Consider the following 16,153-nt stretch of genomic DNA (forward strand, 5'->3'; position numbering starts at 1 on the left):
TTTATTTAAGCACTTGATAAATTGGTAATAATGTTTTGACGGCCGTGCTGAGTACTTCAACTGCCCTATCGCCTTGTAAACGGTCATCACCACGCGGAATTGTTAAGCCGATTAAGACTTCACTATGCCGCACAGCAGCAAAACGGGCAACCAAGCCATCATAAGCCGCTAAGGTGAGCGGTTGCGTGGCGTTGACCATATGATCAGCACTTAACACATACTCTGCAGGTAGCTGTGCTACTTGTTCACGTGCGCGTTGTAACTTAGCGACAATATCAGGTGTTTGCTGTGGTTTCATATTTTCTTCAACGGCCAAATAAAGATAGAGATGATCAGCCCACAAGCCCAGTTCAAAGTGTGGCATCATTTTATAGCCACGTTTATTAGGCGCAAAAGCGACCCATGTGTTGTCTGGAGCATTTGTCGTCCGGCGTAAATGCTTGGCAATATGAGCTGTCCAGTGTTGCCCATCTGTCGCCAAAATCGGTAATAGCACTGCGGCAGCTTGCTCAAACTTAGGGTCGATCACGTCCCGAATCGCTGTCATACGGCCAGAGAGAGTCGGCTCGTCAAAAATATCAAAATCCTGCGCATTAAACATGTGAATCCTCCTGTCGTGCTTGCCGTTTTGCCGACAAGACGGTCAACCAATGAATCAAAACATAACCCGTGACCAAAATCGTAGCAATTAAGTTTAACCAAATCAATAAGACAATAATTGAACTCATTGACTGGTAGAAATCATAGCGTTTCAACCCAAACCTGACATACCAAGTAAAGGCAACGTTCAAAATTTCTAACAGTCCCAACTCAATTAAACTCCCTAGCATGACTATTTTAAACGGTGCGCGACCTGATTTGGCTGGTAAAAAATAATTGAGCATCACTAGCGCTAGCCACAGTCCCAACCAGATTAACCAACGCGTCTGGTGCAGGATAAACAGTGGCAACTGGTTGCTTGGCAGGCGATTAACCACAAGGGTTAAAATATTGCCGCCAATCAACAATACACCGAAACCAGCTAAAATGACCAATAACCACAAAAACGACCAAAATCGCGTCAACATTGTACTAATCCGCTCATCAGTATCCGAAATGCGATTAAAAGATAGCCGAAAGACCGCAATCACCCGTGACACGGTCCATAAGGTGAAAGGCACCGAAAAAGACAACAATGACACTTGCTTAGACGCCATGACCGACTTGAAAATCGGCCGGACAACGGCGGCAACATCCTGTGGTAACATACTATTAAGCGTTGTCATTAAGGCAGCTTGACTCACATTGGCAATCGAAACAATCATGGCAATGGACATCAGCATCGGAAAAACCGTTAGTAAGGCGTAGTAAGCAAAGGTTGGTCCGACATAATTAATTTGCGCACGCGAAAACAATTCCCCTAACGTCGCCAACTGCCAGCGATTATCTAATTTCTGCCAATAATATTTCACTTGATTTAACATATCTCTATTATGCCAAAAAAAATGGCATATCACCTAAAAAATGTTCAACTTATGCGTATGATACTGGTGACCATGTACAGGGTTTAACTGCGAAACAGACGATTTGGCATGGTATACTAAACATGACAAGCAAAGGAGTGGCCGTTATGACAGAACTGATACACCACGACATTTTAAAAAAACATGGGCTGAGAGTAACTGGTCAACGCCTCGCCATTCTAGACTACCTCATGACCCACGAAACTCACCCCACCGCTGAAATGATCCACCGTGATTTACCAGAGATTAGCTTAGCCACAATCTATAACACTTTAGAACGCCTAGTAGCGGTTGGCATCGTAATCGCCATTGATACCCTAAAAGATGGTAAACGTCACTTTGACTACTACGGTCAGCCACACTATCATATTATCAATACCCAAACAAATGCCATTATTGATGCGGAAAATTTTGATGTCGGACCACTACTTGAAGCTGCCCGACAAGCTAGTGCCTTAAATATTACTGGTTTTCACATTGAAGTTTATGGCATTGCGCCCGAAGATACCAAATAAAAAAAAGCCGACATAGTGTCGGCTTTTTGATTACAAATTAGCATTCATGATTTTGGCAACAGCCGCATGAATCTTTTCCAAATAAATCCCTTGTTCTTCTTCAGATTGGGCATACTTATCAGCATCCACACTTTGATCAGCTACAATCACAGCGTCAGCCATTAATTGTGTCGCTTCCGCATACTTCGTGTACGCCGTTGCAAGTGACTTGTGAACGCCTAACAAACGTACCGGTGCTGAAGCAGCATTTAACTGCGCCGCATTGGCCTTGTAGTTCGCCACCGCATCTTCGAATTCGGCTTTAATTTCAGCAAATTCTGCAGCAGGGATATCAGCAATTTGACCTGCTTCCTTCGCATCATCTAACTTTGTAAAGAAAGGTGAAACGCGTGTTGCAGTCTCTTCCGTATTTGTCAAAACATTTTGCAATGTTTGAATATAAATTTGGGCTTGTTTTGGATTAAATTTTGGCAATGTCTCTTATCCTTTTTTGAAAATTTTTCGCTGTACTAATTTTACCAGTTCAACGATCAGAATGATACTAATTCCGGCAACTAAGACAACTGCCCATTGATAAGCATCCAAATGTGACACGTGGAAGATTGGATTCAATGGTGGGATCACCACAACTGCGGCCATCACAACCAATGAGCCAACCAAGGCCCAGTTGAATAACTTATTGCGGAAGGCTTGTGGGCCTAACATTGAGCCATAAACTGACTTCACGTTAATCGCGTTAAACATTTGCATCAAACCAAGTGTCATAAATGACATCGTTAAGGCATCTTGATGCGCCGCTGTTTCGCCAGCGTGAACTGGATAAGCTAACGCAAAGCCGTAAACAGATAACACGATTACAGCTTGCAAGATACCTTGCCAAATAATTGCTGGGCCAACACCACCCGACAAGAAGCTAGCACCACGACCACGTGGCTGCTTCGTCATCGCATCTTTTTGTGCTGGTTCAAGGCCTAAGGCAATCGCTGGTAAGGTATCTGTCACCAAATTAATCCACAAAATCATAATTGGTGCGAGAATTTCCCAACCGAGCAACGTCATCACAAAGATTGAGATCACTTCGGCTAAGTTCGAGGCCAGCAAATACTGCAAAGCCTTTTGAATGTTAGCAAAGACCTTACGCCCTTCTTCAACCGCATGCACAATTGTTGCGAAATTATCATCGGCCAAGACCATATCTGAGGCACCCTTAGACACTTCAGTTCCGGTAATACCCATGGCAATACCGATATCGGCTGCTTTCAGTGCTGGCGCATCGTTGACACCATCCCCAGTCATGGCCACAACCTTACCCTTTTTCTGCCAAGCCGTCACAATTCGCACCTTGTGTTCCGGTGCCACACGAGCGTAAACACTATAGCGGTCAACCTTGTCCGCAAATTCGGCATCACTCATGTTATCCAAATCCGAACCAGAAATAACAGCCGTGGCCATATCGGCTTCATCTAAAATACCCAAACGCATCGCAATCGCTGCCGCCGTATCACGGTGATCACCGGTAATCATGATTGGCCGAATACCGGCCATTTTGGCTTCTGCCACCGCTTGAGAAACTTCCGGACGTTCAGGGTCAATCATGCCCACAAAGCCTGTAAAGACAAGGTCATTTTCGACGGCATCCGGCGTCATCACCGGTGGTATCGTATCAGATAATTTATAAGCAAAACCTAAGACACGTAGTGCCTGCATAGCCAACTCTGAATTAATAGCCAACAATGTTTCACGAATCTCTGGCGTCAATGGGACGATGTCACCATGCATTTCAATGCGTGTTGCGCGCTTCAATAATTCATCCGGTGCACCCTTAACTGTGATGATGTAACCTTGTGGTGCAGGATGTACGGTCGTCATGAGCTTACGTTCCGAATCAAACGGAATTTCAGCAACACGCGGCATTTCTGCAAATAACTTATCAAGATCACGTTGATGATTTTCATTAAAGGCAATTAACGCCGTTTCGGTTGGATCACCAACATACCCATTATCCGTACGCTTCGTATCATTGTTTAACGCTAAAATATCAGCTAGTCGTGCATAAGTGCCTGTTAGTTCCTCTGTCGTTGCCGCATCGGAAATTTCGGCATTCACGACTAACTTTTCAACCGTCATCTTGTTTTGCGTTAACGTACCCGTTTTGTCAGAACCAATAATGTCAGTTGACCCCAACGTTTCAACCGCTGGTAGCTTACGAATCAAGGCTTTGCGTGTTGCCATTCGGGTTGTCCCCAGTGCCAACGTAATCGTCACAATCGCTGGTAGCCCTTCCGGAATGGCCGCAACTGCCAATGAAATTGAGGTGAGCAGCATGTTCAGAATTGTTTCTTTACCACGCAACAATCCCACAATAAACGTGATGGCCGCAATTGCCAAAATCAAATAGGTCAAGACACGACCAAGTTGAATCAAATTGTCTTGCAAAGGCGTGCGCGTTTCCGCAGCTGCGTCTAACATCCCGGCAATATGACCAATTTCAGTCTGCATACCAGTGTGCACAACAATCCCCACACCACGACCATACGTGACATTGGTGTTCATATAGGCTAAGTTTTTGCGATCGCCTAATGGTAAGTCAGTCGCCGTTAAAGTGGCGGCGACCTTATCAACCGGCACAGATTCACCTGTTAATGAAGCTTCTTCGATTTGTAGCGAAGCTGATTCTGTCAATCGCAGATCAGCCGGCACAATATCACCGGCTTCCAAGCGAACAATATCACCAACTACCAAATCTGTTGACTTGATGACCATATCTTTGCCATCACGAATCACATTCGCATTGGGTGTCGACATTTCTTTTAACGCATTAATGGCATCTTCGGCCTTAGCCTCTTGAAAAACACCAAAAACAGCGTTAATAATCACAATCGCCAAAATGAAACTCGCATCAACCATTTCGCCAGTAAAGCCAGCAACAATCGCGGCAATTAACAAAATGGCAATCATCAAATCTTTAAATTGATTGATAAATTTTTGTAGCAATGACGTGCTGGTTGCTTCTTTTAACTGATTTGGACCATTTTCAGCCAAACGCTTGGCAGCCTCTTGTGTGCTTAACCCTTGCTGCCCATCCGTATTCAACTCGGCAATGATGGTCGTCACATCTTGGTTATATAGTGGCTTATCTGCCATATTTCTCCTCCTAGGCTTTGTGCCTTCATCCCTGCGTCTCACCTAAAAAAAGAAGACCCACATAAACAACACTATGCGCCGGCATGAGTTGTTTACATGAGTCTCACCATTTAAGACAATACCGGAACCGTACGTTCGATATAAGTAAGATTTTTAACCTTACTCGCTTTGACGGTATTGTCGCGGAAAATCCGCCAGTTACTCCCTCAGGAATGATTATACCTTTATTCTAACAAAGGCACGCCTATGACGCAAGTTACTGTCGGCGTACTATGAGATAGAATTTAATGTCTTTTACCCTGAAAATAGCGTAAAATAGAATGATAAAAATAATTGGGGGGACCGCACGTAACGATGCCAATTGTCATCATCGTTACGTGCCGATTTATTTATGTCAAAAAAAACGACACATCCGATTCATGAACGTCTCTATATCGCGTTACTCTTAGCAGCTAATTCTGGTTTTGTCGATGCCTACACCTTTCAATATCATGGGGAACGGTTTGCCAGCTTACAAACGGGTAATATTATTCAAGCCGGCTTCTTATTGGCCAAAGGACAATTTACTGCCGCACAAAGTTTTATTTTACCGATCATTTTTTTCATATTAGGCGCTGCTTTTAACGGCATTCTCAAACGTGAATTCAAGATTGGTAAACTATCTCAACAACAACACAGCCTGCTCGTCGAAACTTTTGGCGTCTTGCTCGTTGTGATGTTGAGTCCCTATATCTCAAGTACCCTTTATATCACGTTACTGTCTTTCTTTTTAGCTATCCAATTAGACGCTTTCCCTAAAGTTAAAGGGCTGCCTTTTACCAGTGTCATGTCGACAGGTAACCTCCGAAATGTTGGCGCTAACCTGATGACTTTCCTTTACACCAAAGACCGGCAAGCTCGTCACGATGCTTGGTTGTTTGCCCTCATTGTCTTAGCTTTTTTGGTTGGGGCGTTTGTCTCAACTTGCTTTGTGTACCTCTTTGATCATTACACGTTGATTGGTTCTAGCGTGATTTTACTCACTATTTTCACATTACTTTTTGATTTTTCAAAAAAAGGTGTTGACAAATATTAAACCAGTGCGTATTATAAAACTTAACGATTTTAGAAATAAACAAGTTGAACAGAAAAGTAGCAATTAAGCAAAGCCCAGAAAGCTAATGGTTGATGAAAATTAGCGTGCGTGAGATTGTGAAAATGACCTGTGATTGGTGTCGGCGAATTGGTTTACCATTTAGTCGGCAACGGTTTGGCCCTCGTTACTGGGCACACCATTCGGCTAGGATCATCTCCCGATGCCCGATGGTTAGTGAGCAAGTCAATAGTAATATTGACTGACAACTCAGAATGGTAACGCGCTTTTTTAGCCGCTTCTGTATTTAGGTATACAGAGGCGGTTTTTTTGTCCCTGTTAACCCGACCTGTCTTTTCTAAAATCACACAATTCATGACAACATTTGGGAGAATAACACATGAGTAAAGTAAAAAATTGGTTAATTGGTGGCGCCGCAATTGTGGCCATTGGTGGCATTGGCTACGCAAGTTTTGGTAAGCCAGCCCAACAGACAGACGGCAAAGTGGTCACTGTCGGCATTATGTCTGGTTCCAAGCAAGATAGCCAAATTTGGCAATCGGTGGCTAAAACCGCCAAAAAAGATTACGGCATTACCCTGAAATTCAAAGAATTTTCAGATTATAACCAACCAAACAAAGCCCTTGCCAATGGCGACATTGATATTAACGCCTTTCAACATTATGCGTTCCTTGATGCCTCTAACAAAGCAACGGGTAACAAGATTGTCGCACTTGGTGACACGGTCATTTCACCAATTCGTTTGTATAGTAATACCTATAAAAATGTCTCAGATTTCAAATCCGGTGATACGATTGTCGTGCCTAACGATGCGTCAAATGAAAGTCGTGCCCTCTACGTTTTGAAGGCTGCTGGCCTGATTGATTTGAAGCCAGGTTTAAAAACAGCAACTGTCAAGGACATTACTAAGAATCCAAAAGACTTAAAAATTAAGGAATTAGCCGCTGACCAAACAGCGCGTGCGTTATCAGATGTACAAGGTGCCGTGGTTAACGGAACTTACGCTGATACTGCTGGTCTTGATTACAAGAAGGCCATTTTCGTTGAACCCATCAACAAAGATTCTCATCAATGGGTCAACATTATTGCCGTTAATGCAAAAGATAAGAACAAACAAGCCCTCAAAGACGTTGTTAAAGCTTACCAAACACAAACCACAAAAGATGTGATCGATAAGGTTTATGATGGTGCCGAACTCGCCGCTTGGGGAAAAGATTTCTCTAAGTAAAGTTTGATCAGTAACGATTGGTTTACTGATCTGAGCGTCACATCAGTTGGCATGGGACGTTCAGATCAGCGAACCATTCGCTAACCACCCACCCCCCGCTATAAAGGAGATTGTCACATGAGTCAAAAAAAGAATTGGATTATTGGCGGTGTTGCTGTTGCAGCCATTGCCGTAGGTGCTTACTTTAGTTTTGGTGGTCACAGCAAAGAAACGGCCAACAAGACGGTCACAATCGGTGTCATGGCTGGTGACAAGAACGAAGACGAAATTTGGCAATCGGTCAAGGAAACCGCCAAGAAGAAGTACGGCATCACTTTAAAGACCAAGAAGTTCACTGATTATCTCCAACCTAACAAGGCCTTGTCTGCTGGAGAAATTGACTTGAACGCTTTCCAAAACTACCCTTACTTGGCAAACTGGAATAAGCAATATAAAACAGATATTGTCGCAATTGGTGATACTTGGACGACACCATTACGTATTTATTCCGATAAGTACAAGCAAGTCAGTGACATCCAAGATGGTGACCAAATCACCATTGCTAACGATCCAACAAACGAAAACCGTGGTCTCCATTTGTTGGCTGATGCTGGTCTTATCAAGCTTAAAGATACAACCCAAGCCACACCAAAGGACATTATTTCAAATCCAAAGCATTTGAAGATCACCCCAGTTGATGGCTCACAAACAGCAGCATCCCTAAATGATCCTAAGGTTGGCGCTGCGGTCGTCAACACCAACTATGCCAAGTCGGCAAACTTGAATATTGATTCAGCAATTTTTGTTGAAAGTTTGAATAAGAACTCTGAGCAATACTTCAACTTTATCGCAGCCAACAAAAAGGACAAAGATAAGCAAATCCTAAAGGACGTGGTGAAGTCATTGCAAACTGAGAAAACCAAAGAATTAGTGAAAAAGTACTACGGTAATGCCGAAATTACCGTTTGGGATTACAAGAAGTAACCACAAATCATCACCATCTGTAAGCTTGCTTACAGGTACATATGTTTAACGGGAGAACACATATGACAATCCGACAAGACTACCTCACTTTACTTGAAGAACTTGTGGCCATTCCGAGTGTTTCCGCTCAGGCAGCGTCACTACCCGAAGCAGCCACAACGATTGCCAACGCTTTTCGCCAACTTGGCGCTAAAGTAACTTACGATGACACCTATTTTGCCCCGTTTGTGCTGGCTGAATTCACCAGTGACCAACCCGATGCCAAGACACTTGTGATTTATAACCACTATGATGTCCAACCCGCCGAACCACTTGACCTGTGGACGACTGCGCCATATAGCTTGTCATCACGTGATGGCAAGCTATATGGCCGCGGGGTTGACGACGATAAAGGCAATTTAACTGCACGCTTAGCGGCAGTTGCCGAGTATTTAAAAGAAAATGACCAAACCTTACCGGTTAATATCATCTTTATCGTCGAAGGCGCCGAAGAAACTGCCTCACAATACTTACCAGAATACTTGGTAAAACATGCCAACACCATCAAGGCTGATTTAGTGCTTTGGGAATCTGGTGGTAAAAATGCGGATGAGATTGTCGAAATTTATGGTGGTAATAAAGGGATTGTGACCTTTGAATTAACCGCTAACACAGCGGACAGTGACCTTCATTCATCATTGTCGGCTGTTGTTGACTCGGCCCCTATCCGCTTATCACAAGCCATTGCCTCATTATTTGACCAACAAGGCAATATTGCCGTACCGCATTTTTATGATGAAGTCATCGCACCAAACGCACGTGAAAAGGCTTTAATTGGCCAGTTACCTTTAACACGAGAAGATTTAGTGGCGCAACACGGCCTAAAAGTGCCACTTTATACAGATCGTAACGGCCAAGATTTAAAAGAAACCTTGTATTTCCAACCAACCCTTAATGTCCAAGGCATCATCTCAGGGTATAATGATAAAGGTGTCAAAACTGTCTTACCCGCGACCGCCACGGCTAAATTAGAAGCGCGCTTAGTTCCTAATATGTCACCTGACATTACGTTACAACGCATTGCTGATCATTTGACTGCACAAGGTTTTGCGGATATTACCGTTACCAAAACACTGGGGCTAGCTGGTTATCGCAGCGATATGTCTGACCCAGAAATTCAACGGGTCATCTCAGTGGCCAAAGCCTATTACCAAGTAGACCCCGTAGTCATGCCCACATCACCCGGCACTGGTCCAATGGCAACGATTTATGCAGCTTTGCAGGCCCCAATTGCCAGCCTTGGCGTTGGTTATGCCAATAACCTCGACCATGCGCCAAACGAGCATATTCGTTTGGTTGATTATGACCAACATATTGATGCCGTCAAAGCTTTAATTAAGAGTTATCAAGCATCTCAACTAAAGGAGTAAATGAATGAGTCAACCCATTATTGCATTAGACAATATTACTGTCGCTTTCCATCAAAAAAAACGGACCATTACTGCCGTGAACAACGTCTCTGTCCATGTTGAACGTGGGGACGTTTACGGCATTGTTGGTTATTCAGGTGCTGGTAAATCAACATTAGTACGCGTCATTAACCTCTTGCAAGAACCAACCAGTGGTTCTGTGGTCGTCAACGGCGAAGTTTTCTTTCAAAGTGATGATAAGACCGGCAAAATTACCCGCATTTCTAGCCAAAAGCTCCGTGATCGCCGACGCAAAATTGGGATGATTTTCCAACATTTCAACTTGCTAAACGAACGCACGGTAACAGAAAACGTGGCGTTTGCCTTACAACACAGTCCATTATCTGAAAAAGAAAAAGCCAAAAAAGTGGCTGAACTCCTTGAATTGGTTGACCTATCTGATCGCGCACAACAATATCCGTCACAACTTTCTGGTGGTCAAAAGCAACGTGTGGCCATCGCCCGCGCTTTGGCCAATGACCCTGAAATTTTAATTTCCGATGAAGCCACTTCGGCACTGGATCCCAAGACGACGAATCAAATTTTGGCCTTGCTCAAAAAGCTCAACCGAGAATTTGGTTTGACAATTGTGCTCATCACCCACGAAATGCAGGCCGTCAAAGAAATCGCCAATAAAGTCGCGGTCATGCAAAATGGTGAAATCATTGAACGTGGCTCACTGCTAGATATCTTTGCCCAACCAAAGGAACAATTAACCAAAGAGTTCATCGAAACCGCGACGAACATTGATAAGGCGATTGAAACAGTTACAGCTCAACCCATGGTCCAAAACTTACAACCCAACGAAATCTTTGTCCGCTTGTCTTATGTCGGTGAGACAACCGATGAACCACTTATCGCTGGGCTTTTCCGTGATTTCAATGTGACGGCCAATATTTTGTACGGTAACATTGAAGTCTTACAAGATACACCGGTTGGCTCACTACTCGTGATTCTATCAGGGACCCCTGAACAAATTAAAGCATCGATTTCAACCTTAGCTGATCATCACGTTGAAGTCGAAATCCTTAAAGGAGGGCAATAATCATGCAGACATGGTTCGCACAGACATTTCCAAATGTGGTTTATCAAGGCTGGACTGGTGATACTGGTTGGCTAACGGCCATTAATGAAACACTCTTTATGACATTTTGGTCCGCTCTTTTTGGCGGTTTGCTTGGCCTGATTTTTGGGGTTGGCTTGGTGATTACAGCACCTAATGGGATCACCCCAAATCGCGCCGGCTTTTGGCTCTTAGATAAAATCGTCTCAATCTTCCGTGCTGTCCCATTCATTATTTTACTAGCTGCCATTGCACCATTTACCAAGCTTTTGGTCGGCACACAAATTGGGACAACTGCGGCGCTTGTGCCTTTGTCACTCGGTGTCTTTCCTTTCTATGCCCGTCAAGTACAAGTCGCTTTATCAGAAGTCGACGGCGGTATTGTTGAAGCCGCACAATCTGTGGGCGCCTCATTTTGGGATATCGTCTTCGGTGTTTACTTGCGTGAAGGCCGTTCAGAAATCATTCGTGTCTCAACTGTCACACTCATTAGTTTAATTGGTTTGACAGCCATGGCTGGTGCCATTGGTGCTGGTGGTTTGGGTAACATGGCCATTTCTTATGGTTATAACCGTTTTGCCACAGATACGACCTGGTTTGCCACTATTCTTGTCTTAATTCTTGTCTTGATTGTACAAGTGGTGGGTGATTACCTCGCTAAAAAGTTAAGCCATAAGTAAGCACGCTTATCAAATATAATCGCTTATAAAAAATGCTAATACCTCGCGTATTAGCATTTTTATTATTTTGGCAATAAATCCGTTACCTTTTATGAGCGGTGCGGTCGTACTCATCCTGATTTTTCTACCCACTAAAAAAGACTAGCATCAGCTAGTCTTTTAACGTTATCGTGTCAATGTAAATTCAAAACGTTCGCCCACATAATACGAACGGACATATTCAAACGGTCGATCATTTTGGTCAAAAGAGACTTGACGTACCGTCAAAATCGCATCCCCACGCTTAATTTGTAACAATTCTGCCAGGCGTTCGTTGGCCAGACTGGCTGAAATCGTTTGTTCTGCGCGACCAGGTTGCACGCCAGCCTTGCCCAACGTCACATATAACGATTCGGTCAGGTCATGCTTGGAAAAATTCGTCACCAACTTTGCTGGTACTGTCGTCCGTTCAAGCAAAATAGGTTCATCATCCCCCATACGCAACCGTTCCATCACAATCACCTCATCAGTTTGCGCCAATTGCAAATGCGCCATTTCAGAGGCTGATGGTGACGTGACTCTATAACTCACAGTTTTCGTGCTTGCCACGCGTCCTGTAGCAGCCATCAATTCCGTAAAACTGGTCATGCCTAAGGCACGCTCTGAAACCTTTTGCTCTGCGACATACGTCCCAGACCCAACTTTACGTTCCAATAAACCTTCGTCAACGAGTGTTTGTACAGCTTGCCGTAGTGTCATTCGTGACACATTAAAAGCCGCCGCCAATTCACGTTCGGCTGGTAGTCGCTTATGTGACTGCCATTCCCCTGCCTCGATGCGCGCTTTAATTTGATTATGAATTTGGATGTAACGTGGTGTCGCAGGTTTTGTCATTAATTCTTCCGTGCAAATCGACGACCCAATGAATACGTCGCCAATAATTGCATATCTTCCTTATTAAATAAATTGAAATCAGCATCCTTGCCAATCGCAAGTTCGCCCTTTTGGGTCAGCCCAAATTCACGGGCTTGATTGACTGAACTCATTTGAACAGCAGCTTGAATGTCAGCAGATGTCATCTGTTGAATATTACGGAATGCGTCATCATAAGCTAACACTGAACCCGCGAGATGCCCATTTTCAAGACGGGCTTGCTTATCTTTCACGATCACTTTTTGACCACCAAGTTCAGAAACCCCGTCACCAAGGCCTTCAGCTCGCATGGAATCCGTAATTAATTCTAACTGTTCAGGCCCTTTCAAACGAAAGGCCAATTCTAGCATATCAGGGGCGATGTGGAAACCATCAGCGATTAATTCCGCCGTGATTGATGATTCAAGCATCGCATGGCCCGTCACGCCAGGTTCTCGATGGTGGAGTGGCCGTTGCGCATTGTAAAGATGTGTCACGTGTGTCGCGCGTGAATGGGTCAATTGTTCACGTGTCGCATTAGAGTGCCCGACTGACGGGCGAATATTATGCGCCAACATAAAGGCTTCAAAATCAGGCATGCCACCGTTTTCGGGCGCATACGTGACTAAGCGAATCCGTTCACCAGATAAAGCATACCACTTTTTGAGCAATTCAGTATCAGGATCAACAATGTATTCTTCTGGCTGCGCGCCCATAAAGACCTTGTTAATGAATGGTCCTTCCAAATGAATGCCTTGAATAACTGGGTTTGTTTTTGCCACTTGGTCAATCGTCACCAAGGCGCGTTCAATATTTTCTGGGGATTGCGTCATGGTTGTGGGAAAAAGTGACGTAATCCCTTCGGTCACCATCAAGTTAACCATCTCATTAAGCTTTTCAGGATCCCCGTCCATCGTATCGAAACCATAGCCACCGTGCTTATGCACATCGATAAAGCCAGGCACCACTAAACGGCCACTGGCCTCCTCAATCACTGTATCTTCAGCATCAGGGACAAAATCTGCCATATAACCGACATCTAAAATCTTATCAGAAAAACGGATATACGCATCTGGCATGTGCTTGTATCCTGTGTAAAGATCAATATTTTTCAATAATTTTACCATGATTATACGTGTCACAGTATCATCATTATTCAACTACACACATTGAATAATTTATATGCTTAGACACTGCCTCCTTTTTCTAACTATCCTCATTATAATTGGTATAGACCGATTTTGCAAATCAAAATAAAAACGCCGTAGCGTTAAATGGTGTGTGCACTAATTCGTCACAATATTTCTCGCATAGTTATGCGCAATTTTTGAAGCCGCAGCAGCTGCCAAGGCACCAGCAATATCATCCGCAAAAGTGGTTACGGCTGGCGTTGTTTTCCCCAAGCGATCCAATTCGCCTACTAACCCAACTTTGGTTTTATCAATGTAGCCATAGTTGGTCACACCAATGGTGTCATAAGACATCGCAATGGCTGTTCCCAACGTTTCATCCACGCCAAAAAGTGTATCGTCCCCTTCAACTAAATCTTGCAAAGGTGATTCCAGCAAATGCGCTTCGGCCAAACGATCCAATTCCAATGCCACCCAAATTTGATGTTGCACGACGCGCTTATGTAAAATACTAATCACCGCTTCTTCAACTTGTGCTAATGTCAAATCGGGTTGATAGCGATGTTGGTTTTCATACCCAATCAACGCAATTCCGCGAATCGTGATGCGATGCTTTTTGAGTTTTTCGACAGTATTTTCATAAGTTGCGTATGCCATGATTGTTCTCCCTTTATTATGTCCCTAGTATAAACAATAAATCACGATTTGACAAAGCCCGTTTTGAGGCTTGCAAAATCCGTGTGAAGTCTGTAAAATATATAGAGTAATTGCCCCTTGGCCAAGCGGTAAGGCGGTGGCTTCTGGTGCCACTATGCGTTGGTTCGAATCCAACAGGGGCAATGTTAGTAGCAGTCTTAGGACTGCTTTTTTTGTGCCCTTTTTTACGTCAAAATACGATTAAAGTGAGCGAAAAAAGCCATCGTCTAAGACGATGGCTTTTAATAAAACGTTGCAAATTCTGATCCCAATGACGGATAGGCATATAAGTTAGCTTGCGTTTCGGCTAACGTTCGCCGTTCATTAATAGCCGTGACAAAATAATTAATCACTTCTTCAGCTTCAGCAGCAATTACGCTCGCCCCAACAATATGGCCGGCATCATCAAGTACAGTCCGTACCCGCGCTGTATCATTGTAACGATAAAATGGCATGACCTGACTCATATCAATATCAGTTACTCGATAACCCTTTGCCAGTCCTGCTTCAACGGATAACCCAACTTGGGCAATATGTTGGGTGCCAAATACCACAACTGGAATGGCCGGATAAGTAATCGGTGCGGTATTCAACCCCGCAATGACTTGCGCCACGTAACGACCTTCATGGTTCCCAGTTGGCACTAACTTAGGGACTGGTGAGCCACCGACATCCCCAATGGCATAGATATGTGGGTTTGACGTACGCAAATGATCATCAACCGGAATTTCCGTCGTATCCCAGACCACACCGGCATTTTCCAATTGTAATTGATCGGCATTGGCCACCCGACCAGCCGTTACAAAAACACGACCTGTCTCAAATTGTGTCCCATCTGTCAATGTCACTAGTAAGCGATCAGTCGGTGTTTTCTCGATTTGTTGGACAGTCGCATTAAAATACCAGGAAATACCCGTTTCCTGCATGTCCGTGATCAATTGACGGACTAACGTTTGATCAAACGCCCGCAGTGCTGTCGGTCCAGTGGTCACAATTCGTGTGTGAGCGCCAGCAGCCTGTGTAATATTGGCAAACTCCATTCCGATATACCCAGCGCCAATAAACGTGACATCATCTGGCATCACTGGCAAATTCAAAAAGGCTTCTGAATCTTGCGTCAATTCTGCCCCAGGAAACGTTAACGTTTTTGGGCGTTGTCCGGTAGCAATAACCCAATCAAGCGCCTTAATTCGGTCACCTGTGTCACCAACTGTAACCGTATCAGCGTTCACAAAAGCCGCCCGACCATAAAAACGGGTAATGTCTGCCGCATCAAGTCCGCGTATTTTACGGGGTTCAACAGCGTCGACATAACGCTGTTTGTGCGCCATCAAAGCTGACCAATCAATCGTTGACAAGCCGCGCAAGCCAAGATTTTGCAGTGCTGATTGCCGGTGAATTCCTTCAACAGCCGCCAGCAAGATTTTCTTTGGATCGCAGCCGTAATTAGGGCACGTCCCACCCCATAAATAATCTTCTAAAATGACGACATTTTTGCCTAAAGCGCGCGCAGCATACGCCGCTGCAAGACCAGCAGGTCCGGCGCCAATGACCCCAACTTCAAATTCATATTCTGTCATGATTCACCTCGTTGCTCATATTATACCAGTATTTCTCAAACAAGATATGACATGCCGGTATCCGCACACGCATGAAAGTGTTTGCATAAACGATTGACTTATGTTAAATTTAACGTGTAGTTGAATATTTAACAATCTGGGGTGCCATTTGGCTGAGAAACACCCATTGAACCTGATCTGGTTAGTACCAGCGAAGGGAGCATTGCGCTTTAGTGTGTCT

At 44.2% G+C, this 16,153-nt stretch carries 15 protein-coding genes, 1 tRNA gene and 1 riboswitch; of the genes, 8 read left to right on the forward strand and 8 right to left on the reverse strand.

Going from position 1 to position 16,153, the window contains the following annotated elements:
* Window position 1 precedes the first annotated feature (1 nt).
* Together FGL80_RS01240 and FGL80_RS01245 are read right to left on the reverse strand one after the other, a co-directional pair.
* Entirely contained in the window at window positions 2–601 is a 600-nt protein-coding gene (locus FGL80_RS01240; RefSeq protein ID WP_147001735.1) for a DUF1054 family protein, read from the reverse strand.
* Window positions 594–1,463 (reverse strand): YihY/virulence factor BrkB family protein, encoded by an 870-nt coding sequence (locus FGL80_RS01245; RefSeq protein ID WP_147001736.1) that lies wholly within the window; start codon window positions 1,461–1,463, stop codon window positions 594–596. Before FGL80_RS01245 ends, FGL80_RS01240 begins: the two co-directional genes overlap by 8 nt.
* Before the next feature lie 146 nt (window positions 1,464–1,609).
* Here FGL80_RS01245 and FGL80_RS01250 point away from each other — a divergent pair, with 146 nt between their 5' ends.
* Window positions 1,610–2,017 carry a Fur family transcriptional regulator gene (locus FGL80_RS01250; RefSeq protein ID WP_147001737.1) on the forward strand — a complete coding sequence of 136 codons (408 nt, stop codon included), beginning with the start codon at window positions 1,610–1,612 and terminating at the stop codon, window positions 2,015–2,017.
* 30 nt (window positions 2,018–2,047) lie between these two features.
* Here the strand turns inward: FGL80_RS01250 and FGL80_RS01255 are convergent, their stop codons facing one another.
* Both FGL80_RS01255 and FGL80_RS01260 read right to left on the reverse strand, forming a co-directional pair.
* Window positions 2,048–2,491, reverse strand: coding sequence for a hypothetical protein (locus FGL80_RS01255; RefSeq protein WP_010000091.1), 444 nt, complete (start codon window positions 2,489–2,491; stop codon window positions 2,048–2,050).
* A gap of 6 nt (window positions 2,492–2,497) precedes the next feature.
* Window positions 2,498–5,161 (reverse strand): cation-translocating P-type ATPase, encoded by a 2,664-nt coding sequence (locus FGL80_RS01260; RefSeq protein WP_147001738.1) that lies wholly within the window; start codon window positions 5,159–5,161, stop codon window positions 2,498–2,500.
* Window positions 5,162–5,552: 391 nt separating this feature from the next.
* Between FGL80_RS01260 and FGL80_RS01265 the strand changes: the two genes are divergently transcribed.
* The 6 genes from FGL80_RS01265 (at window position 5,553) to FGL80_RS01290 (ending at window position 11,636) form a co-directional block, all read left to right on the forward strand.
* Window positions 5,553–6,236, forward strand: a complete 684-nt coding sequence (locus FGL80_RS01265; RefSeq protein WP_029508884.1) for a YoaK family protein — start codon at window positions 5,553–5,555, stop codon at window positions 6,234–6,236.
* Between the two features lie 397 nt (window positions 6,237–6,633).
* Window positions 6,634–7,482 carry a MetQ/NlpA family ABC transporter substrate-binding protein gene (locus FGL80_RS01270; protein ID WP_084459517.1) on the forward strand — a complete coding sequence of 283 codons (849 nt, stop codon included), beginning with the start codon at window positions 6,634–6,636 and terminating at the stop codon, window positions 7,480–7,482.
* A gap of 117 nt (window positions 7,483–7,599) precedes the next feature.
* Window positions 7,600–8,445 (forward strand): MetQ/NlpA family ABC transporter substrate-binding protein, encoded by an 846-nt coding sequence (locus FGL80_RS01275; protein WP_147001739.1) that lies wholly within the window; start codon window positions 7,600–7,602, stop codon window positions 8,443–8,445.
* Window positions 8,446–8,507: 62 nt separating this feature from the next.
* Window positions 8,508–9,854 (forward strand): M20/M25/M40 family metallo-hydrolase, encoded by a 1,347-nt coding sequence (locus tag FGL80_RS01280; protein ID WP_147001740.1) that lies wholly within the window; start codon window positions 8,508–8,510, stop codon window positions 9,852–9,854.
* Window positions 9,855–9,858: 4 nt separating this feature from the next.
* Window positions 9,859–10,938, forward strand: coding sequence for a methionine ABC transporter ATP-binding protein (locus tag FGL80_RS01285; RefSeq protein WP_147001741.1), 1,080 nt, complete (start codon window positions 9,859–9,861; stop codon window positions 10,936–10,938).
* Window positions 10,939–10,940: 2 nt separating this feature from the next.
* Complete coding sequence (locus FGL80_RS01290; protein WP_048700191.1) at window positions 10,941–11,636, forward strand: methionine ABC transporter permease; 696 nt, start codon at window positions 10,941–10,943, stop codon at window positions 11,634–11,636.
* 165 nt (window positions 11,637–11,801) lie between these two features.
* Here FGL80_RS01290 and FGL80_RS01295 read toward each other — a convergent pair whose 3' ends face one another.
* The 3 genes from FGL80_RS01295 to FGL80_RS01305 all read right to left on the reverse strand — a co-directional run bounded on the left by FGL80_RS01295 (window position 11,802) and on the right by FGL80_RS01305 (window position 14,314).
* A complete protein-coding gene (locus tag FGL80_RS01295; RefSeq protein WP_147001742.1) occupies window positions 11,802–12,509 on the reverse strand; it encodes a GntR family transcriptional regulator in 708 nt (235 codons plus the stop codon).
* A complete protein-coding gene (gene nagA / locus FGL80_RS01300; RefSeq protein WP_147001743.1) occupies window positions 12,509–13,654 on the reverse strand; it encodes an N-acetylglucosamine-6-phosphate deacetylase in 1,146 nt (381 codons plus the stop codon). The genes FGL80_RS01295 and nagA overlap by 1 nt, the downstream gene beginning before the upstream one ends.
* A 159-nt stretch (window positions 13,655–13,813) precedes the next feature.
* Complete coding sequence (locus FGL80_RS01305; RefSeq protein ID WP_147001744.1) at window positions 13,814–14,314, reverse strand: phosphatidylglycerophosphatase A; 501 nt, start codon at window positions 14,312–14,314, stop codon at window positions 13,814–13,816.
* Window positions 14,315–14,425: 111 nt separating this feature from the next.
* Here FGL80_RS01305 and FGL80_RS01310 point away from each other — a divergent pair.
* Window positions 14,426–14,497: transfer RNA gene (locus tag FGL80_RS01310), tRNA-Gln, on the forward strand.
* Window positions 14,498–14,595: 98 nt separating this feature from the next.
* On the opposite strand, the gene FGL80_RS01315 is transcribed toward FGL80_RS01310, so the two are convergent.
* Complete coding sequence (locus FGL80_RS01315; protein WP_147001745.1) at window positions 14,596–15,933, reverse strand: dihydrolipoyl dehydrogenase family protein; 1,338 nt, start codon at window positions 15,931–15,933, stop codon at window positions 14,596–14,598.
* Window positions 15,934–16,060: 127 nt separating this feature from the next.
* Window positions 16,061–16,150, forward strand: a riboswitch (TPP riboswitch).
* The last annotated feature ends 3 nt before the right edge of the window (window positions 16,151–16,153 follow it).

Origin of the sequence: Leuconostoc lactis (assembly GCF_007954625.1) — a bacterium.
GTDB lineage: Bacteria > Bacillota > Bacilli > Lactobacillales > Lactobacillaceae > Leuconostoc > Leuconostoc lactis_A.

What these genes read in the sequence shown, in the direction of transcription:
- FGL80_RS01265 (WP_029508884.1), top strand. Translation starts at nt 5,553, where the DNA reads ATGTCAAAAAAAACGACACATCCGATTCATGAACGTCTCTATATCGCG.
- FGL80_RS01295 (WP_147001742.1), bottom strand. Translation starts at nt 12,509, where the DNA reads ATGACAAAACCTGCGACACCACGTTACATCCAAATTCATAATCAAATT.
- FGL80_RS01245 (WP_147001736.1), bottom strand. Translation starts at nt 1,463, where the DNA reads ATGTTAAATCAAGTGAAATATTATTGGCAGAAATTAGATAATCGCTGG.
- FGL80_RS01280 (WP_147001740.1), top strand. Translation starts at nt 8,508, where the DNA reads ATGACAATCCGACAAGACTACCTCACTTTACTTGAAGAACTTGTGGCC.
- FGL80_RS01260 (WP_147001738.1), bottom strand. Translation starts at nt 5,161, where the DNA reads ATGGCAGATAAGCCACTATATAACCAAGATGTGACGACCATCATTGCC.
- FGL80_RS01315 (WP_147001745.1), bottom strand. Translation starts at nt 15,933, where the DNA reads ATGACAGAATATGAATTTGAAGTTGGGGTCATTGGCGCCGGACCTGCT.
- nagA (WP_147001743.1), bottom strand. Translation starts at nt 13,654, where the DNA reads ATGGTAAAATTATTGAAAAATATTGATCTTTACACAGGATACAAGCAC.
- FGL80_RS01285 (WP_147001741.1), top strand. Translation starts at nt 9,859, where the DNA reads ATGAGTCAACCCATTATTGCATTAGACAATATTACTGTCGCTTTCCAT.
- FGL80_RS01290 (WP_048700191.1), top strand. Translation starts at nt 10,941, where the DNA reads ATGCAGACATGGTTCGCACAGACATTTCCAAATGTGGTTTATCAAGGC.
- FGL80_RS01250 (WP_147001737.1), top strand. Translation starts at nt 1,610, where the DNA reads ATGACAGAACTGATACACCACGACATTTTAAAAAAACATGGGCTGAGA.
- FGL80_RS01275 (WP_147001739.1), top strand. Translation starts at nt 7,600, where the DNA reads ATGAGTCAAAAAAAGAATTGGATTATTGGCGGTGTTGCTGTTGCAGCC.
- FGL80_RS01240 (WP_147001735.1), bottom strand. Translation starts at nt 601, where the DNA reads ATGTTTAATGCGCAGGATTTTGATATTTTTGACGAGCCGACTCTCTCT.
- FGL80_RS01270 (WP_084459517.1), top strand. Translation starts at nt 6,634, where the DNA reads ATGAGTAAAGTAAAAAATTGGTTAATTGGTGGCGCCGCAATTGTGGCC.
- FGL80_RS01305 (WP_147001744.1), bottom strand. Translation starts at nt 14,314, where the DNA reads ATGGCATACGCAACTTATGAAAATACTGTCGAAAAACTCAAAAAGCAT.